Source organism: Nocardia sp. NPDC049149 (genome assembly GCF_043197455.1).
Lineage (GTDB): Bacteria > Actinomycetota > Actinomycetes > Mycobacteriales > Mycobacteriaceae > Nocardia.
Window position 1 is genome coordinate 375669 of the sequence record NZ_JBICTD010000004.1, and the last position, 16046, is coordinate 391714.

Genomic DNA, 16046 nt, shown 5'->3' on the forward strand with positions numbered 1-16046 from the left:
CGATCTATTGGGCGGACGTGATCGAGCGACTGTTTCAGGTGCGGGACCCGAACGGCCTCGTCGTGCAGATTTCGGAATGGCTCTGATGGGTCGCTGATCGCAGCGTACGGATGCTAGTCGGCAAACGCTTGTCATTGATTTGTGTTGGGGGACAAGCCCTATGGTTTTTTCATGGGAAACACGGCCACGGTATGGGATCTCGATGCGGACCCGAAGAAGCTCACGGCTTTCGAGGACGGCTGGAAGGCGCAGGCGGAGAAGCTGTCCTGGGCGGCGGACACCATCAATGGCGCCGCCAACCGGGTCGTCGGCAGGCGATGGCAAGGCCCGGCGGCCGAACGCTACAACGGGCATAGACGCAAACTCGTCGGTGATCTCGACGAGTGCGCCGAATTGGCGGGTAAGGCCGCCCGCGCCGTGGGCGAGTGCATCCAGGTACTCGAATTCAATCAGGGTCTGCTGAACAACGAGAAGGCCAAGGTAACCGCGAAAGTGCCGAGTCAAGCGGGGCTGAGCGGACGGGTCGACTTCTATCCCGAGGACGATGCACAAACCAAGCTGGTCAACGAACTGGTGCAGACCTACGAGGAGATCCGCGGCCGGGTCGATGAAAAGCTGAACCCGCATATCGCGGTCTTCACCGCGGCGACAAGCCGATTGCAGGCGTGGGAGCGTACGTGGGGCGCGCGGACCCTGCGCATGCTCAATTGGAACATTCAGCAGGGCGGCGACGGCAACCGATTCTGGGACGAACAAGGCACCCAGCAAGAGGATTTCGCCACACTGGCGAAACGCCTCATCGACGGCAAGGTCGACATCGCGACATTGCAGGAAGTCTTCAAGAACGGCGCGGACAAACTGCAGCAGGAGCTCGACAAGCTGGAGCCCGGGCAGTGGCAGGTGCATTTCGGGCCGGGGTCCGAGAAGGGCCAGATGGAACAGTTCGGGCTCGAGAACGACTTCGGCAACGTGGTTGCCGTGCGGACCGGCAACGGTGTGACGACCGACGGCACCTCGGTGACCGACTTGGGTCCCGGCGACGAGGGCCGCTCGACCACGAAGGTCCGGGTCAACCTCGACCGCTGAGCGGCCTCACCAGGCGGGCAGTGTCACATCGACGCGCTGCCCGTCATGGTCGGATTCGTCACGCGCCCAGCGTTGCGCCTCGGAGGCGCCGATGCCGCGCGGGAGCACATGGTCGATCGGGTAGTGGTTGGCCGAGGTGCCCACCGGCGCTCCGTTGGGCCCGTCGTGGATGACGCCCGCATAGGGATCCACGCCCTGATCGGCGAATCGCCTGATCGCCTGTGCCGAGGGGTCATTGCCGCCCGACGCGGCATTGAAGTCGCCGCCGATCACGGTGTTCCCCTGGTTGGGCCCGCCGATCAGCGCGCGCAGCCTATCGATCTGACCGGCTTGCAGCCCAGCCCATTCGCCGCCCGTGCTCATGTGCGCGCTGTAGACGTCGAGCGCGTTGCGGTTGAGGCGCAGCAGTTGCTCGGCACTCTTCGCATCCATCGACTTGTACAGCGCCAGCGCCAGTTTCAATCGCTCGGCGTCCGAATCGACCGTGGCGGCGAACGCCTTCAAGGTGGCGGTGGCCGCGGTGAACGCGCCGGAATGGGCGCTGTTGCACGAGCCGCCTTCGAACGTGTTCCCGAAGGGTGTGGTCGGAGCGAAGCCGATCGTGAAATTGTGGCCCGTCCATTGTGATTGGGGCGCACCGAGTTTCCCCACGGTCGAGGATGCTTCGCCGACGAGTTTCAGCCCGTGATCGAGTGCGGTCTGCGCACGGTACACCTCGGTCTGGAGTTTCTGGACCTCGCCGATATCGACTTCTATCGTCATTCCTCGGACGGTAGTTGGCGCCCGAAGTGCTGTACGTAGCAAGTTTTTGCCCGGATTGATCAGGGGGCGGAGGTCCGCAACGCGCGGCGGGCGGCGACCGAACCGAACGTTTCCCGGTCGGCCAGAAAGCCTTCCAGCGCGAAGGTCGCGGCCCCGAGGCTGGCCGGGTTGTGCGGCAACGTCGAAAGCTGCAGTGCCACCGCGTCGAACGGGTCGGTCATGGCGTGGCGGGCCGCGACCCGGCGGGTCACCGCCAGCAGCGGCTCACCGAGCTGGTCCGCGATCAGATCGCCGAACACCATGGTCCTCGGGTTGAACAGGTTGACCAGGTTGGCGACGGCGACGCCGAGATAGTGCCCGGTCTTGTCGATCACCTGCAGCGCGGTGCTGTCACCCTGCGCGGCGGCCTCGGCGATCGCCACGATGGTGGCCGCGTCGTCGGCGCCGAGCAACGGACTGGACGGCGCGAGCTCGCGCAACGTGCGCACGATGCCGGGCGCGCCGACATACGCCTCGACGCAACCCGCACGCCCGCAACGGCATTCGCGACCATCGAGGACCAGGTTGGTGTGCCCCCACTCGCCTGCGCTGTTGGTGACACCGCGATAGAGCGCCCCCTCGACCACCACGCCGATGCCGACACCGGCTCGGAGCGTGACGACGATCAGGTCGTCCACGTCCCGCCCCGCGCCGAACCACAGATGCGCCGCGGTGCTGGCTTTCAGCGGATTGTCGAGATAGAGCGGGTGGGGGAGGTGCTGTTCGAGCAACTCCCGCAACGGCACGTCGTGCCAGTGCCAATACGGCGAGAACACCGAAACGCCGCCCTCGGGTTCGACGAGACCGGGCACGCTCAAGCCGACGCCGAGCACCTTGTCGGCATCACCCGCGGTGACCTCGCGGATCCCGCGGATGATCAGCGCCGCGACATCGTCCGGCTCGGTGGCCGCCGCATCGACGGGGATCTCGACCGAACGCAGCACCGTCATCGCCAGGTCGAAAAGGTCGAAATGGATGGCGGTTTCGGCGATGTCGACGCCGACCAGCATGCCGCGTTCGGGGTTGATGGCGAGCTGGGCGCGCGGCCTGCCGATGCCCGGCGCGTCGTATCCGAGTTCGGCGAGCACGCCGACGTCGAGCAGCTCGGAGATCATGTTGCCGACCGTGGCGAACGACAGCCCGGTCGCCCGCGCGATCTCTTGCCTGCTGGTGTGCCCGTCGGCGGCGTACACCGCCTGCAGTACGCCGAACCTGTTGCGCCGTCGGATGTCGCGCGCGGTCAGCTGGTACACGGTCGGGCTCCTCCCTGAGTGGTCGCCAACATACCGAACGATTTCGGCCAACAGTATTTACAACAGTTAGCGGAAGTCTTACTGTAACCCACATCACTTTGCGACGCGAGTATGCGTCAGATCACCTAGGAGTGCCCCATGTCCTGGACCCATCGACGACGTTGGACCAGTGCCGTTCTGTGCGGAGTGTCGCTCGCGCTCGTCGCGACCGCCTGCTCGTCGGGAAAGGAAAGCGACTCGGCGGCCACCGGCCCGCAGCACCAGACGGGCCCGATCAGCCTGGTCTACGCCCAGAAACAGGGTGACCAGGAGTACTTCATCGGCGAGGCCGACGGCGCCAAGGCCAAGGCCAAGGAACTCGGGGTCGATCTGAAGGTCGTCAACCTCGGCAACGACGCGAACAAGGCGGTCACCGAGGTCAACAACGCGATCAACCAGAAGGCCAGCGGTGTCATCGTGGTGGTGCCGGATCCGTCGGTCGGCCCGCAGGTCGCGCAGCTCACCAAGACCGGCGGCGTTGCCCTGCTCACCTCCGACGACCAGGTCTGCACGACCGGTCCCGATCCGGCCAAATGCGCTAAGGACCAACTGGTTCCGCGCGTCGGGTTCAGCGGAACGCAGATGGGTACCGAGGTCGGCCGCCGCGCGGGCGAGGACTTCAAGAAGGCGGGCTGGAAGCCGGAGGAGACCGCGATCGTCGACGCGTGGAAGCAGGACGTGACGGTCTGCACCGACCGCGTCGAGGCGAACAAGAAGGCCTTCCGCGCGGCCGCGGGCGTCGACGTGCGGGTGATCGACGTCGGCACCGACAACACGCCGTCGGACGCGCAGAACAAGATCTCCGCGACCGTCGCAGGCAATCGCTCGGTGAAGAACTGGATCGTCATGGGCTGCAACGACGAGAACGTCAGCGGCGGCGTCGCAGCCATCCAGAACTCCGGATACGCCGCGGAGAACGTGCTCGGCGTCGGCCTCGGCGCCTACCTGGCCTGCAAGGAATGGCGCGGCGGCAAGCCGACCGGATTCAAAGCGGCACTGTTCATCAACGGCAAGGATGTCGGCGCGCTCGCGGTGCAGACGATCTACGACTACCTGAAGAACGGGAAGGCCATGCCCGCAGAGGCTTTCGCGCCGACGACGATGGTCGACTCGAGCACCTGGCAGCAGGTCGGCGTCCCATGCAGCTGACCGGCCTGCGCGCCACCGGCCTCAGCAAGAACTTCGCGGGAGTGCCTGCGCTGCGCGAGGTGAGTCTGGACTTTCCCGCGGGCGCGGTGACCGCGCTGATGGGCGAGAACGGCGCGGGGAAGTCGACGCTGATCCGGATCCTCGGCGGCGATCACCGGCCGGACGGCGGCAGCCTCGAACTCGACGGTGTGCTGCTCGACCAGGCCACCCCGGCCGCCGCGCGGGCAGCCGGGATCCGGGTGATCGGCCAGGAGCCGGAGATCGTGCCGCACGTGTCGGTCGCCGAGAACGTCTATCTCGGCGCGCTGCCGCGGCGGGCGGGACGAATGCTCGACCGCGCGGCACTGCACGAGCGGATGCGTACGGACCTGGCCAGGCTCGGCTTCGACCGGGATCTCGATCCGACCACATTGGGATCCAAACTCACTGCGGCACAACGGCAGTTGGTCGAGATCATGCGGGCGTTGACCACCGACGCGAAGGTGATCGCCTTCGACGAGCCGACCTCGTCGCTGTCGGATCACGAGACCGAATCGCTGTTCGCGTTGATCGGGCGGTTGCGCGAGCGCGGGCTCGCGGTGATCTATGTGTCGCATCGGATGCGGGAGATCTTCCGGCTCGCCGATCGGGTCGCGGTGCTGCGGGACGGCGCGCTGGTCGGTGTCAGGGCGATCGCGGAGACCGACGACCAGGAGATCGTCCGGATGATGGTCGGCCGCGACCTGTCCACCTTGTTCACCCGCAGGCCGAGCGCGCCGGGCCGGGTTGTGCTCGAGGTGGACGCGGTGACCACCGACGACGTGCACGACGTGAGCATGCAGGTGCGCGCGGGTGAGGTGGTCGCGCTGGCCGGGTTGGTCGGCGCCGGTCGCTCCGAACTGGCGGGCGCGCTGGCCGGTGATCTGCCGATTCGCTCCGGCGCCGTGCGGATCGACGGCAAGCAGCTGCGGCTGCGGCAGCCCAGGGACGCGGTGCGGGCCGGCGTCGGGTACGCACCGGAGGAGCGCAAGGCGCAGGCCTTGCTCCTGCATCGTGGTGTGCGCGACAACATTTCGCTCGCCGTGCTGGACCGGTTGCGGCGGCTGCGGTTCATCCGGGCGGGGGAGGAGCGTCGGCTGGCCGAGCGCTATGTCGAATCCTTGCGGGTGCGTACCCCATCGATCGAGCAGGAGGTGCGCAAGCTCTCCGGCGGCAACCAGCAGAAGGTGGTGCTGGCCCGCTGGCTGGCCCGCAAGCCCAAGGTGCTGATTCTGGACGAGCCGACCCGTGGTGTCGACGTCGGGGCGAAGGTCGAGATCTACCGCATCATCGAGGAATTGGCCGAGGCCGGGGTTGCGGTGCTGGTGATCTCCTCGGAATTGCCCGAAGTGCTCGGCCTCGCCGATCGGATCGTCGTCATGCAGCAGGGCCGGGTCACCGGCGAACTCGACCGCAGCGCCGCCGACGAGGAGTCCATTCTCGCGTTGGCCATGGCCGCGGATCTCTCACATCTCTAGGAAACCAATGACCGAGCAGCAACTCGAAATACAGCCTGCGGCAGCAGTTGTCGCACCATCGCCGCCGCCGAACCGCTTCGCCGCGCTCACACCGCGCCGGGTGTTGCACGCCATCGGCCCCGGAAATCTCAGCCTGATCGGCGCGCTCGCGGTCATCGTCGCGATCTTCGGCTCGCTCAACGACGGCTATCTCGATCCCAAGAACCTGGCCGGAATCGGCGACGCGGTCACGGTATTCGGCCTGCTCGCCGTGGTGCAGACGGTGGTGATCATCTGCGGGGCGCTCGATATCTCGGTCGGTTCGCAGGCCGGGGTGGCCTCGGTGATCAGCGCGATGGCGTTCACCGCGACCTCCAGCAACGCGGTGCTCGGCGTCCTCGCCGCGGTCGGCGTCGGCGTGCTGCTCGGCGCGGTGAACGGGCTGATCATCGTGTACGGCCGGGTGAATCCGGTGATCGCGACGTTGGCCACGCTGGCCGCGTACAAGGGCCTGGCCCAACTGATCTCGGGCGGCAAGGCGCAGGGGTTCGTGCTGGACAACGATGTGTTCATCTTCCTGGCGCGCGGCAAGATCGCCGGACTACCGGTGCCGGTGCTGATCCTCGCGATCGTCGCGTTGAGCGTGCACGTGCTGCTGAAGTACACCGATATCGGGCGCAACATCTACGCCATCGGCGGGAACGACACCGCCGCAAGGCTTTCCGGCATCAACATCAACAAGTACCTGATCGCGGTGTTCGTGCTGGCCGGCGTGGTTGCGGCGATCGCGGGGATCATCCTGACCGCGCGGACCGGATCGGGACAGCCGGTGTCGGGCAGTGAGGGCCTGGAGTTGAAGGCGATCACCGCGGCGGCGCTCGGCGGATGCGCGCTCAAGGGCGGCAAGGGGACGGTCGGTGGCACGTTGCTTGCCGTCGTGCTGCTCGGTGCGCTGGACAACGGGCTGAATGTGGTCGGTGTCAATACGTTCTGGCAGAACGTCGCGCAAGGAGCGTTGCTGGTGGCCGCGGTGGTGATACAGCAGCGGCGCAGTGGTGAGCGAGCGGTCGGGTTGCCGACCTAGCGCTGTCTGACCGAGATCTCAGGAGGAACAAATGATCACATTGCGGGCGCGGCCGTGTGCGCCGCCGCCGGGGCAACTGTGCGAGAGCCCGGTGTGGGACGGCAATGAACTGCGGTGGGTGGATATTCGGCGCGGGCACATTCATCGCGCTGCGCTCGATCGGGCACGCCTCGACCTCGTTCATCGCGCGACGATCAGCCTGGCGCCGCCGGTCAGTGCGGTGGTGCCGTGCGAGTCCGGCGCGCTGGTGGCGACGTTGGGCGACGAGGTCGTCCGGCTCGACGAGGACGGCGAGGTCACCACGATCACGGCAATACCGTTGCCGGACGACGGGATTCGGCGTCGGATGAACGACGCGAAGGTCGATCCCCTCGGCCGTCTACTCGCGGGCACGATGTCCGAGGACGGGGTCGAGGGCAGTGCTGCCCTCTATCGGATCGATGGTGACGGCGCACTGGCCACGGTGCGGGCCGGAGTCACCATCTCCAACGGTCTCGGCTGGAGCCCGGACGGCGCCACCCTCTACTACGCGGACAGCCCGACGAAACGGGTCGACGCCTTCGAATACGACCTCACCACTGGCACTGTGGGTGCGGGGCGGCCGTTCGTGCAGTTCGAAACGGGTGAGCCGGACGGCTTGACCGTGGACGCCGAGGGCTGGGTGTGGGTGGCGATCTGGGGTGCGGGACAGGTGCACGCCTTCGACCCGGCGGGCCAGCGCCGCGCGGTGATCGACGTCGGCCCGTCCCAGGTTTCCAGTTGCGTGTTCGCCGGGCCGGACTTGGACGTCTTGGTGATCACCACCGCCAAGGAGGGCATGGCGGCCGACGAGCCGGATGCCGGGCGGTTGTTCATGTGCGTCCCCGGTGTCGTCGGCGTGCCCGGCATGCGTTACGCCGACGCGGGATTGGTGGGTAGCGATGGCCGATGATCTGCTGCAGCTGAAGACGCCGGTCATCGCGATCTTGCGAGCGCCGACGGCGCACCGGTTCGTGGAGGTTACCGCGGTGCTGCACGAATGTGGCATCACCGCAGTGGAATTCACGCTCACCAGTGCCGGTGCGTTGGATGCGCTCCGGGACTACCCGGGGCATTCGATCGGTGTCGGCACGGTACTGACCGCCGCCGACGCGGGCCGCGCGGTCGCTGCCGGTGCCGCGTATTTGATCACGCCGATCGTCAGCGAAGAAGTGATCACGGAGGGCAGGCGACTGGGTGTTCCGGTGATCTCAGGTGCGTTGACCCCCACCGAGATTCATCGAGCCTGGACCGCAGGCAGCGCCATGGTAAAGGTCTTTCCTGCCTCGGTAGGCGGACCCGAATACCTCAAAGCCATCCGTGCCCCGCTGCCGGATATTCCCTTGGTGCCCACCGGCGGAGTGGCACTGGACGAGGCCAGGGCCTACCTCGATGCGGGCGCGACGGCACTCGGCATCGGCTCGCCGCTGCTCGGCGACGCCTGCACCGGTGGCGATCTCGACGCACTCCGCGACCGTGCGTCCGGCCTGTGCGAGCAGTTGTGCTGAGCGATCGGAGCGGATTGTCATGAGGGGCAGTCTGATCACGCTCGGCGAGGCCGTCGGCGTAGTCGCGGCCACCGCGCCGGGACCGCTGGCGCCCGGCGCCGCGATGCGGATGGATTTCGCGGGCGCCGAGGCGACCGTCGCCATCGGTGTCCGGCGGTTGGGACACGAGAGCGCGTGGATCGGCAGCGTCGGCGACGACGCGGTCGGCACCATGGTGCTGGACCGGCTGCGGGCCGAACGTGTCGACGTGTCCCGCTGCCGGATCGACCCGGAGCTGCCGAGTGGCTTGATGCTGCGGGAACGCCGCACCGCCGACCGGATCCGGGTCACCTACTATCGGCGTGGCCTGGCAGGCTCCCGGCTGTCGGCGGCCGAGATCGATCCGGAACAGATTGCCGCGGCGGGCATCTTGCACCTGACCGGCATCACCCCGGCGTTGAGTTCGTCTGCCCGCGACGCGGTGCACGCCGCGCTCGATGCGGCGCTCGGCGCCGGCGTTCCGGTGTCGCTGGACGTCAACTACCGCAGTGCGCTGTGGTCCAGATCGGCGGCGGCCGCCGAGCTTTCGGTGCTGGTGTCGCGCGCCGACATCGTCTTCGCCGGGCTCGACGAGGCCGCGCTTCTGGTGCCCACCGCGAGTCCGGCTGCGATGGCGGAATCTCTTGCTGCACTTGGCCCGTCGGAGGTCGTGCTCAAGCTCGGCGCCGAGGGTGCGCTCGCGCTGCAGGGCGGCAGGCAGTTCCGGCAGCCTGCGGTCCCGGTGACGATGGTGGACCCGGTCGGAGCCGGCGACGCGTTCGTCGCCGGATATCTCGCGGGTTTCCTCGACGACGTCTCGGTCCGGCAGCGCCTGCGGTTGGCCGCCACCTGCGGCGCGTTCGCGGTCTCCGTGCAGGGCGACTGGGCGGGCCTGCCGCTGCGCCGCGAGCTCGACCTGCTCGCCGGTACCGACATTCAACGATGACCACGAAGGGAAAACCATTGAGTCGTCTGGCAGATCGGGTCGCGGTTGTTACCGGCGCGGCATCGGGGATCGGTGCGGCTACGGCACAGCGCCTCGCCGCCGAAGGGGCCTCGGTCGTCCTCGCCGATATCGCCGAGCCCGCGGGCGAGGAGGTCGCCGCGAAGATTCGCGCGGCAGGCCAGCGTGCCGAGTTCGTCTGGTGCGATGTGTCGGACGAAGAATCGTGGGCGCGGCTGCGTGACCGGGTCAACGAGCTGTTCGGCCCGCTGGATGCGTTGTGCAGCAACGCATCCATGCAGCAGACCATCCCCGCGCACGAGCTGACGAAGCGCCAATGGGACGAAGGATTGGCGATCAATCTGACGCCGCTGTTCCTCGGCGTGCGCGCCTTCATCGACGACCTGCGCACGCGGGCAGGCAACGTCGTCGCCATCTCGAGCGTGCACGCGCAGTTCGGGCTGCCAGGCTATCCGGTGTATGCCGCGGCGAAAGGCGGCCTGACCGCGCTGGTTCGGCAGCTCGCCGTCGAATATGGCTCCGCCCGAGTGCGATTCAACGCCATCCTGCCCGGCCCGGTGCTCACGCCGGTGTGGGACGACGTCGACGAAGAAGGGCGGAGGCTGTCCGCGCGCGCCACCGTGCTCGACCGGCTCGGGGCGCCGGAGGAGGTCGCCGCCGCGGTGGCCTTCCTCGCCTCCGACGACGCGTCCTTCATCACCGGAGCCAATCTGGTCGTCGACGGCGGCTGGAGCGTACGAAAGGAGTCTCGGTGAAGATCACCGCACTGACCACGTATCTGGTCGCGCCGCGCTGGTGCTTCCTGCGCATCGACACCGACGAGGGCATCACCGGCTGGGGCGAACCGGTGATCGAGGGCCGCGCGCACACCGTCGCCGCCGCCGTCGACGAGCTCGCCGATTACCTCGTCGGCAAGGATCCGATGAGCATCGAAGCACACTGGCAGGTGCTCACCAAAGGTGGCTTCTATCGGGGTGGTCCGATCCTGTCGAGCGCGGTGGCGGGCATCGACCAGGCCCTGTGGGACATCACCGGCAAGGCGCTCGGTGTCCCGGTCTGGCAGCTGCTCGGCGGCGCGGTCCGCGATCGGATCCGGGTGTACAGCTGGATCGGCGGCGATCGGCCCGACGACGTCGCGCAGGCCGCGCTAGAGCGACAAGAGCAGGGCTTCACCGCGATCAAGATGAACGCCTCCGCCGAACTGGAATCGATCGACACCCCACGCGCGACCACCGGCATCGTCGACCGGGTTGCCGCCGTCCGGGCGGCGACCGGCGACGACTTCGATATCGCGGTCGACTTCCACGGCAGGCTGTCCGTCGCGATGGCGCGGCGGGTGCTGCCGCTGCTCGAGCCGTATCTGCCGTTCTTCGTCGAAGAGCCGCTGGTGCCGGAGGTCAGCGATCGGATCGGCGAAATCACCAGCGCGACAAGCATTCCCATCGCAACCGGGGAGAGGTTGTTCTCCCGCTGGGACTTCCGCACCGTGCTGGATCGAGGCGTGGCCGTTGTGCAACCGGATCTGTCGCATGCGGGCGGCATTTCCGAGGTCCGCCGCATCGCCGCGCTCGCCGAGAGCCGCGACGTTGCGCTCGCGCCGCATTGCCCGCTCGGCCCGATCGCGCTGGCGGCCAGCCTGCAGGTCGGCTTCGCCACGCCCAATCTGCTGATCCAGGAGCAGAGCCTCGGCATCCACTACAACACCGGATCGGATCTGCTCGATTATCTGGTCGATCGCACTGTGTTCGCGTACCGCGACGGTTATGTCGACCTGCTCCGCAGGCCGGGGCTCGGCATCGACATCGACGAGAAGGCGGTCGCCCGTGCTGCCGAACAGGGGCACCGGTGGCGCAACCCGATCTGGCAGCGCAAAGACGGTTCGTTCGCTGAGTGGTAGCCAACAGGCGATAGTGCGACGCAGGCCCGGTAGCGGGGTGCCTGAAGAAGCAACGCCATGAAGCGAACTGGCGGCGATTTTCCGCTGCCCTTTGGGTGGCAAGGTCTTTCGAGGCCATCGGGTGTGGAGTAGGCTCCGCTCTTAGATAGTTAGCAGAACTAAGAGCATGGCTGTTCCAACCCGCTGGTCAGGAAGAGACACGTGATGACAGATGTAGAGGTAGCTCGACGAATCAATGACCTGTCCGTCTCGGACGAGGAGTTCGCGGGGGCGCAACCCGACCCCGCGATCACCGCCCGGATCCAGGATCCCGCCGGAAGCCTGGCGGATCTGCTCCGGATCGTTTTCGCCGAGTACGGGGACCGCCCGGCCGTCGCCGCGCGGGCCACCCACGCGTTCACCGATCCGGTCTCCGGCCGGACATCGCTGCATACGCTGCCGGAATACGAGAAAACCACCTATGCCGAACTCGGCAAGCGAGTCGCGGCCGTAGCAGCCGGACTGTCGGGATCAGAGCACCGCTGGGTACGACCTGGCGATCCGGTCGCGACGCTCGGCTTCACCAGCATCGAGTACACCGTGCTCGACCTGGCGATCACATTGCTCGGTGGGATCGCCGTCCCGCTGCAGTCCAGTTCGCCCGCAGACCGGTTGCGGCCGATCGTTGCCGAGTCGCGGCCACGGGTACTCGCCGCGAGCGTCGATCACCTCGCGGCGGCGGTGGAACTCGCGGAAGCTGAGCATCGGCCCGAGCTGATCGTGGTCTTCGACTATCGAGCGGACATCGACGCACAGCGCGAGGCCTACGAGGCCGCGGCCGAGCGGCTCGCCGCCTCCGGTATCGCACTGGAAAGCCTTGCGGGACTGGCCGAACAAGGCGCCACAGGCTCGGTTCCCGCCGACGATGCGCAGGACGACGAGCGGATCGCGCTCTTGATCTACACCTCGGGAAGCACGGGAACGCCCAAGGGCGCGATGTACTCGGAGCGCCTGGTCGGGAATCTCTGGCGCTCCGGATTCGGCTTCGGCGAGACCGAACACGCACCCGGCCCCTGGATCACGCTGAATTTCATGCCGATGAGCCATCTGATGGGCCGGGTCACCCTGTACGGCACCCTGTCCCGCGGCGGCGTTGCCTATTTCACTGCCAGCAGCGATCTTTCGACCTTCCTGGAGGATCTGACGCTGGCCCGGCCGACCCAGCTGCAGTTGGTGCCGCGCGTGTGGGATCTGCTCTACCAGGAGTATCAGCGAGCACTAGACGGCATCGACCCAGCCGAGCGGACCGCGCGCGCCCCTGGCCTGCTGGCCGAGCTGCGCCGGGATCTGCTCGGCGGCCGCGTACTCGGCGCGGTGAGCGGCTCCGCGCCGATCTCCGGCGAGGTGCGCGAGTTCACCGACGCACTGCTCGGCTTCCACCTGCCGGATGGTTACGGCTCCACCGAGGCGGGCGGCGTCTTCGTCGACGGCCGGGTGATGCGCCCGCCGGTGCTGGACTACAAGCTCGTCGATGTGCCCGAATTGGGCTACTTCCGCACCGACCGGCCGCACCCGCGTGGCGAGCTATTGGTGAAGACGCAGAACATCTTTCCCGGTTACTATCGGCGACCCGAAGTGACCGCGGCGGTGTTCGACGCGGACGGTTACTACCGGACCGGTGACGTCGTCGCCGAACTCGGGCCCGACGAACTCCGCTACGTGGATCGCCGCAACAATGTGCTCAAGCTGTCGCAGGGTGAGTTCGTGGCGGTGTCGAAGCTGGAAGCCGCCTACTCGGCGAGTCCGGTCATTCACCAGATCTATGTTTACGGAAACAGTTCCCGCTCCTATCTGTTGGCGGTGGTCGTGCCCGAAGCGGATGTGCTGGAACGGGATTCCGGTGACATCGGTCCGCTGATCAGCGAGTCGCTGCGCGCGGTCGCGGCGGACGCCGGTTTGCAGTCCTACGAGATTCCGCGCGACTTCCTCATCGAGACAACGCCGTTCACCGTCGAGAACGGTCTGCTCACCGGCATCCGCAAACTGGCACGGCCGGCGCTGCGGCAGCGCTACAGCGGCCAGTTAGAGGACCTTTACCAGCGGCTGGCGGCCGGACAGGCGGCGGAGCTGCGCGCGCTGCGTGCCGGGGCCGCCGACCGGCCCGTGCTGGAAACCGTGCGCAGGGCGGCGGCCGCGCTGCTCGACATTGGCGTCGACGAGGTGCGCCCGGACGCGCGGTTCACCGACCTCGGCGGTGATTCGCTGTCCGCGTTGACCTTCGGCACCACGTTGCAGGAGATCCTCGGCGTCGAGGTGCCGGTCGGCGTGATCGTCAGTCCGGCAACGGATCTGCGCGCCCTCGCCGCCTACCTGGCGCGGGAATCCGGCGAGCGGCCGACGTTCGCCAGTGTGCACGGTGCCGGTGCGACGGAGATCCGCGCCGAGGACCTGACACTGGCGAAATTCCTCGATCGCGCGACCCTCGACGCCGCGACAGCGCTTCCCGCGCCGAACTTTTCGGTGCGCACCGTGCTGCTCACCGGCGCCACCGGATTCCTCGGACGCTTCCTCGCGTTGTCCTTGCTCGAACGGCTCGAGACGGTCGACGGCACGCTGATCTGCCTGGTCCGCGCGACCGACGATGCCACGGCCCGCGCCAGGCTCGACGAGGTGTTCGACAGCGGGGACCCACGGCTGCTCGAGCATTACCGGCGATTGGCCGACCGGCACCTGCAGGTGGTGGCCGGCGACAAAGGCGAGGCCGACCTCGGTCTCGACGAGGCCACTTGGCAGCGACTGGCCGACAGCGTCGACCTCATTGTCGACTGTGCCGCGCTGGTCAACCATGTGCTGCCGTACAGCCAGCTGTTCGGGCCCAACGTGGTCGGCACGGCCGAGCTGATCCGGCTGGCACTGACCGGACGGCGCAAGATCTTCGACTACATCTCGACCGTCGGTGTCGGCGACCAGATCGCGCAGGGCCGGTTCGTCGAGGATGCCGACATCCGAACGATCAGCGCGACCCGTTCGATCAACGACAGTTACGCGAACGGCTACGGCAACAGCAAGTGGGCGGGGGAGGTGCTCCTGCGGGAGGCGAACGAGCGGTACGACCTGCCGGTCAGCGTCTTCCGGTGCGACATGATCCTCGTCGACGGCGCCTATGTCGGCCAGCTCAACGTCCCCGACATGTTCACCAGGTTGCTGCTCAGCCTGGCCGCCACCGGCATCGCGCCCTTCTCCTTCTATCAAACCGACGAGGCAGGCCGACGCCAACCCGCGCACTTCGACGGACTGCCCGTCGACTTCATTGCCGAAGCGGTCGCGGAACTGGGTCTGCGCGACGGGTTCTCCACGTACCACGTCATGAATCCGCACCACGACGACATCGGTCTCGACGTGTTCGTCGACTGGCTGATCGAGGCGGGCAGCCCGATCACCCGTATTGCCGAGTACGACCTGTGGCTGGAGCAGTTCGGCACCAAACTTCGCGCGCTGCCCGAACGGCAACGCAAACACTCCCTCCTTCCCCTCCTGCACAACTACGGCAAACCGCAACCCCCGACCGCCGGCAGTATTGCCCCGGCCGATGTGTTCCGTGCCGCCGTCCAAGAGGCGAACATCGGCCCCGATAAGGACATCCCGCACATCACTGAACCGACAATCCGGAAATACCTCACCAACCTGGAGCATCTGGGCTTGCTCTGAGTGATCGCCGCCTGCGCCGCATGTCGGCGCAGGCGGCGGTTCCGACTACCCCGGCGTTAGCGACAGATGGCGGAACTCGAGGAATGATGTCGACTATGGGGAACAACATAGTGCGTGATTCGGGCTCGAACTCGCTCGTGGATCCGGGCCTGCGGGACTGGTACTCGCGAGGACGTTTCTTGACGTTCGACGGACACGAAGTGTTCTACGTCGACGAGGGCAGCGGCCCCGCGTTGTTGCTGATCCACGGATACCCGTTCAGCTCCTGGGACTGGATACAGATCTGGGGCCACCTCACCGCGCGCTTCCGTGTCATCGCGCCGGACATGCTCGGCATGGGTTTCTCGGCAAAGCCGGTCGACTATGCGTATCGCGTTGCCGCACACGCCGATATGCACACCGCGCTGCTTGCCGAACTCGGCGTCGGCCGTTGCCACGTGATCGCGCACGACATCGGGGTGAGCGTCGCGCAGGAATTGCTCACGCGACAATTCGAAGGCACGACGAGGACCGAAATCGCCTCGATCGCCTTCCTCAACGGCGGCCTCTTCCACGAGGTCTATCGGCCCCGGCTCGTGCAAACACTGCTCTCGGACACCATCGTTGGCTCGATCGTCGGCCGGTTCCCGTTCCTCATGACCGACCGGCTCACCGACCTCGCCCTCGACGAGATGTTCGGCCCCGAGACCAAGCCGTCGAAAGAACTGCTGCGCCAATGGCACGAAATCCTGGCGTACCACCACGGCAAACGAGTGAGCCACCTCGTCGGCAGGTTCATCCACGATCGCAAGCAGGAACGCGATCGGTGGGTGACGGCGATGCAGCGCACGTCCGTGCCGCTGCGGTTCATCGACGGACCCTGCGACCCGAACTCGGGCGCGCACATGGCTGCCCGCTATCGCGAGATCATCCCGAATCCCGACGTCGTCAGCCTCGGCGACACCATCGGCCACTGGCCGCAGCTCGAGGATCCGGCCGGAGTGATCCGGCATTTCGACGAGTTCATCGATCGCTTACCGCCTGGCTGACGAAATGGCGGATGAACAATGTGCGGCGCGCTGGCGGCC

The 16046-nt window shown here is 67.1% G+C and carries 13 protein-coding genes; 11 read left to right on the forward strand and 2 right to left on the reverse strand.

The window, feature by feature from the left end:
• The first annotated feature begins 171 nt into the window (after positions 1–171).
• Positions 172–1086 (forward strand): hypothetical protein, encoded by a 915-nt coding sequence (locus ACGFNJ_RS17365; RefSeq protein ID WP_393448421.1) that lies wholly within the window; start codon positions 172–174, stop codon positions 1084–1086.
• A gap of 6 nt (positions 1087–1092) precedes the next feature.
• Here ACGFNJ_RS17365 and ACGFNJ_RS17370 read toward each other — a convergent pair whose 3' ends face one another.
• Together ACGFNJ_RS17370 and ACGFNJ_RS17375 are read right to left on the reverse strand one after the other, a co-directional pair.
• A complete protein-coding gene (locus ACGFNJ_RS17370) occupies positions 1093–1848 on the reverse strand; it encodes an endonuclease/exonuclease/phosphatase family protein (protein WP_393448423.1) in 756 nt (251 codons plus the stop codon).
• Positions 1849–1907: 59 nt separating this feature from the next.
• A complete protein-coding gene (locus ACGFNJ_RS17375) occupies positions 1908–3140 on the reverse strand; it encodes an ROK family protein (protein WP_393448425.1) in 1233 nt (410 codons plus the stop codon).
• 138 nt (positions 3141–3278) lie between these two features.
• Between ACGFNJ_RS17375 and ACGFNJ_RS17380 the strand changes: the two genes are divergently transcribed.
• The 10 genes from ACGFNJ_RS17380 to ACGFNJ_RS17425 all read left to right on the forward strand — a co-directional run bounded on the left by ACGFNJ_RS17380 (position 3279) and on the right by ACGFNJ_RS17425 (position 16007).
• Entirely contained in the window at positions 3279–4328 is a 1050-nt protein-coding gene (locus ACGFNJ_RS17380; RefSeq protein ID WP_393448427.1) for a substrate-binding domain-containing protein, read from the forward strand.
• The gene (locus ACGFNJ_RS17385; protein WP_393448429.1) at positions 4319–5824 is read left to right on the forward strand and encodes a sugar ABC transporter ATP-binding protein; all 1506 of its coding nucleotides are present in this window, start codon (positions 4319–4321) and stop codon (positions 5822–5824) included. Before ACGFNJ_RS17380 ends, ACGFNJ_RS17385 begins: the two co-directional genes overlap by 10 nt.
• Before the next feature lie 7 nt (positions 5825–5831).
• Positions 5832–6887 (forward strand): ABC transporter permease, encoded by a 1056-nt coding sequence (locus ACGFNJ_RS17390; protein WP_393448431.1) that lies wholly within the window; start codon positions 5832–5834, stop codon positions 6885–6887.
• Positions 6888–6918: 31 nt separating this feature from the next.
• Entirely contained in the window at positions 6919–7818 is a 900-nt protein-coding gene (locus ACGFNJ_RS17395; protein WP_393448433.1) for an SMP-30/gluconolactonase/LRE family protein, read from the forward strand.
• The gene (locus tag ACGFNJ_RS17400; RefSeq protein WP_393448435.1) at positions 7808–8413 is read left to right on the forward strand and encodes a bifunctional 4-hydroxy-2-oxoglutarate aldolase/2-dehydro-3-deoxy-phosphogluconate aldolase; all 606 of its coding nucleotides are present in this window, start codon (positions 7808–7810) and stop codon (positions 8411–8413) included. Before ACGFNJ_RS17395 ends, ACGFNJ_RS17400 begins: the two co-directional genes overlap by 11 nt.
• 19 nt (positions 8414–8432) lie before the next feature.
• A complete protein-coding gene (locus tag ACGFNJ_RS17405) occupies positions 8433–9377 on the forward strand; it encodes a sugar kinase (RefSeq protein ID WP_393448437.1) in 945 nt (314 codons plus the stop codon).
• A 17-nt stretch (positions 9378–9394) separates the two neighbouring features.
• On the forward strand, positions 9395–10150 hold the full coding sequence (locus tag ACGFNJ_RS17410) for an SDR family NAD(P)-dependent oxidoreductase (RefSeq protein WP_393448439.1): 756 nt from the start codon (positions 9395–9397) through the stop codon (positions 10148–10150).
• Positions 10147–11292 (forward strand): galactonate dehydratase, encoded by a 1146-nt coding sequence (dgoD, locus tag ACGFNJ_RS17415; protein WP_393448441.1) that lies wholly within the window; start codon positions 10147–10149, stop codon positions 11290–11292. Before ACGFNJ_RS17410 ends, dgoD begins: the two co-directional genes overlap by 4 nt.
• Before the next feature lie 204 nt (positions 11293–11496).
• On the forward strand, positions 11497–14979 hold the full coding sequence (gene car / locus ACGFNJ_RS17420) for a carboxylic acid reductase (protein ID WP_393450012.1): 3483 nt from the start codon (positions 11497–11499) through the stop codon (positions 14977–14979).
• Positions 14980–15116: 137 nt separating this feature from the next.
• Positions 15117–16007: an alpha/beta fold hydrolase gene (locus ACGFNJ_RS17425; protein ID WP_393450015.1), complete on the forward strand. Its 891-nt coding sequence runs from the start codon at positions 15117–15119 to the stop codon at positions 16005–16007.
• Positions 16008–16046: the final 39 nt, after the last annotated feature.

Excerpts from the sequence above, each read along its gene's own strand:
- ACGFNJ_RS17365 (WP_393448421.1), top strand. The coding sequence starts at position 172 with ATGGGAAACACGGCCACGGTATGGGATCTCGATGCGGACCCGAAGAAG.
- ACGFNJ_RS17370 (WP_393448423.1), bottom strand. The coding sequence starts at position 1,848 with ATGACGATAGAAGTCGATATCGGCGAGGTCCAGAAACTCCAGACCGAG.
- ACGFNJ_RS17380 (WP_393448427.1), top strand. The coding sequence starts at position 3,279 with ATGTCCTGGACCCATCGACGACGTTGGACCAGTGCCGTTCTGTGCGGA.
- ACGFNJ_RS17385 (WP_393448429.1), top strand. The coding sequence starts at position 4,319 with ATGCAGCTGACCGGCCTGCGCGCCACCGGCCTCAGCAAGAACTTCGCG.
- ACGFNJ_RS17390 (WP_393448431.1), top strand. The coding sequence starts at position 5,832 with ATGACCGAGCAGCAACTCGAAATACAGCCTGCGGCAGCAGTTGTCGCA.
- ACGFNJ_RS17395 (WP_393448433.1), top strand. The coding sequence starts at position 6,919 with ATGATCACATTGCGGGCGCGGCCGTGTGCGCCGCCGCCGGGGCAACTG.
- ACGFNJ_RS17400 (WP_393448435.1), top strand. The coding sequence starts at position 7,808 with ATGGCCGATGATCTGCTGCAGCTGAAGACGCCGGTCATCGCGATCTTG.
- ACGFNJ_RS17405 (WP_393448437.1), top strand. The coding sequence starts at position 8,433 with ATGAGGGGCAGTCTGATCACGCTCGGCGAGGCCGTCGGCGTAGTCGCG.
- car (WP_393450012.1), top strand. The coding sequence starts at position 11,497 with ATGACAGATGTAGAGGTAGCTCGACGAATCAATGACCTGTCCGTCTCG.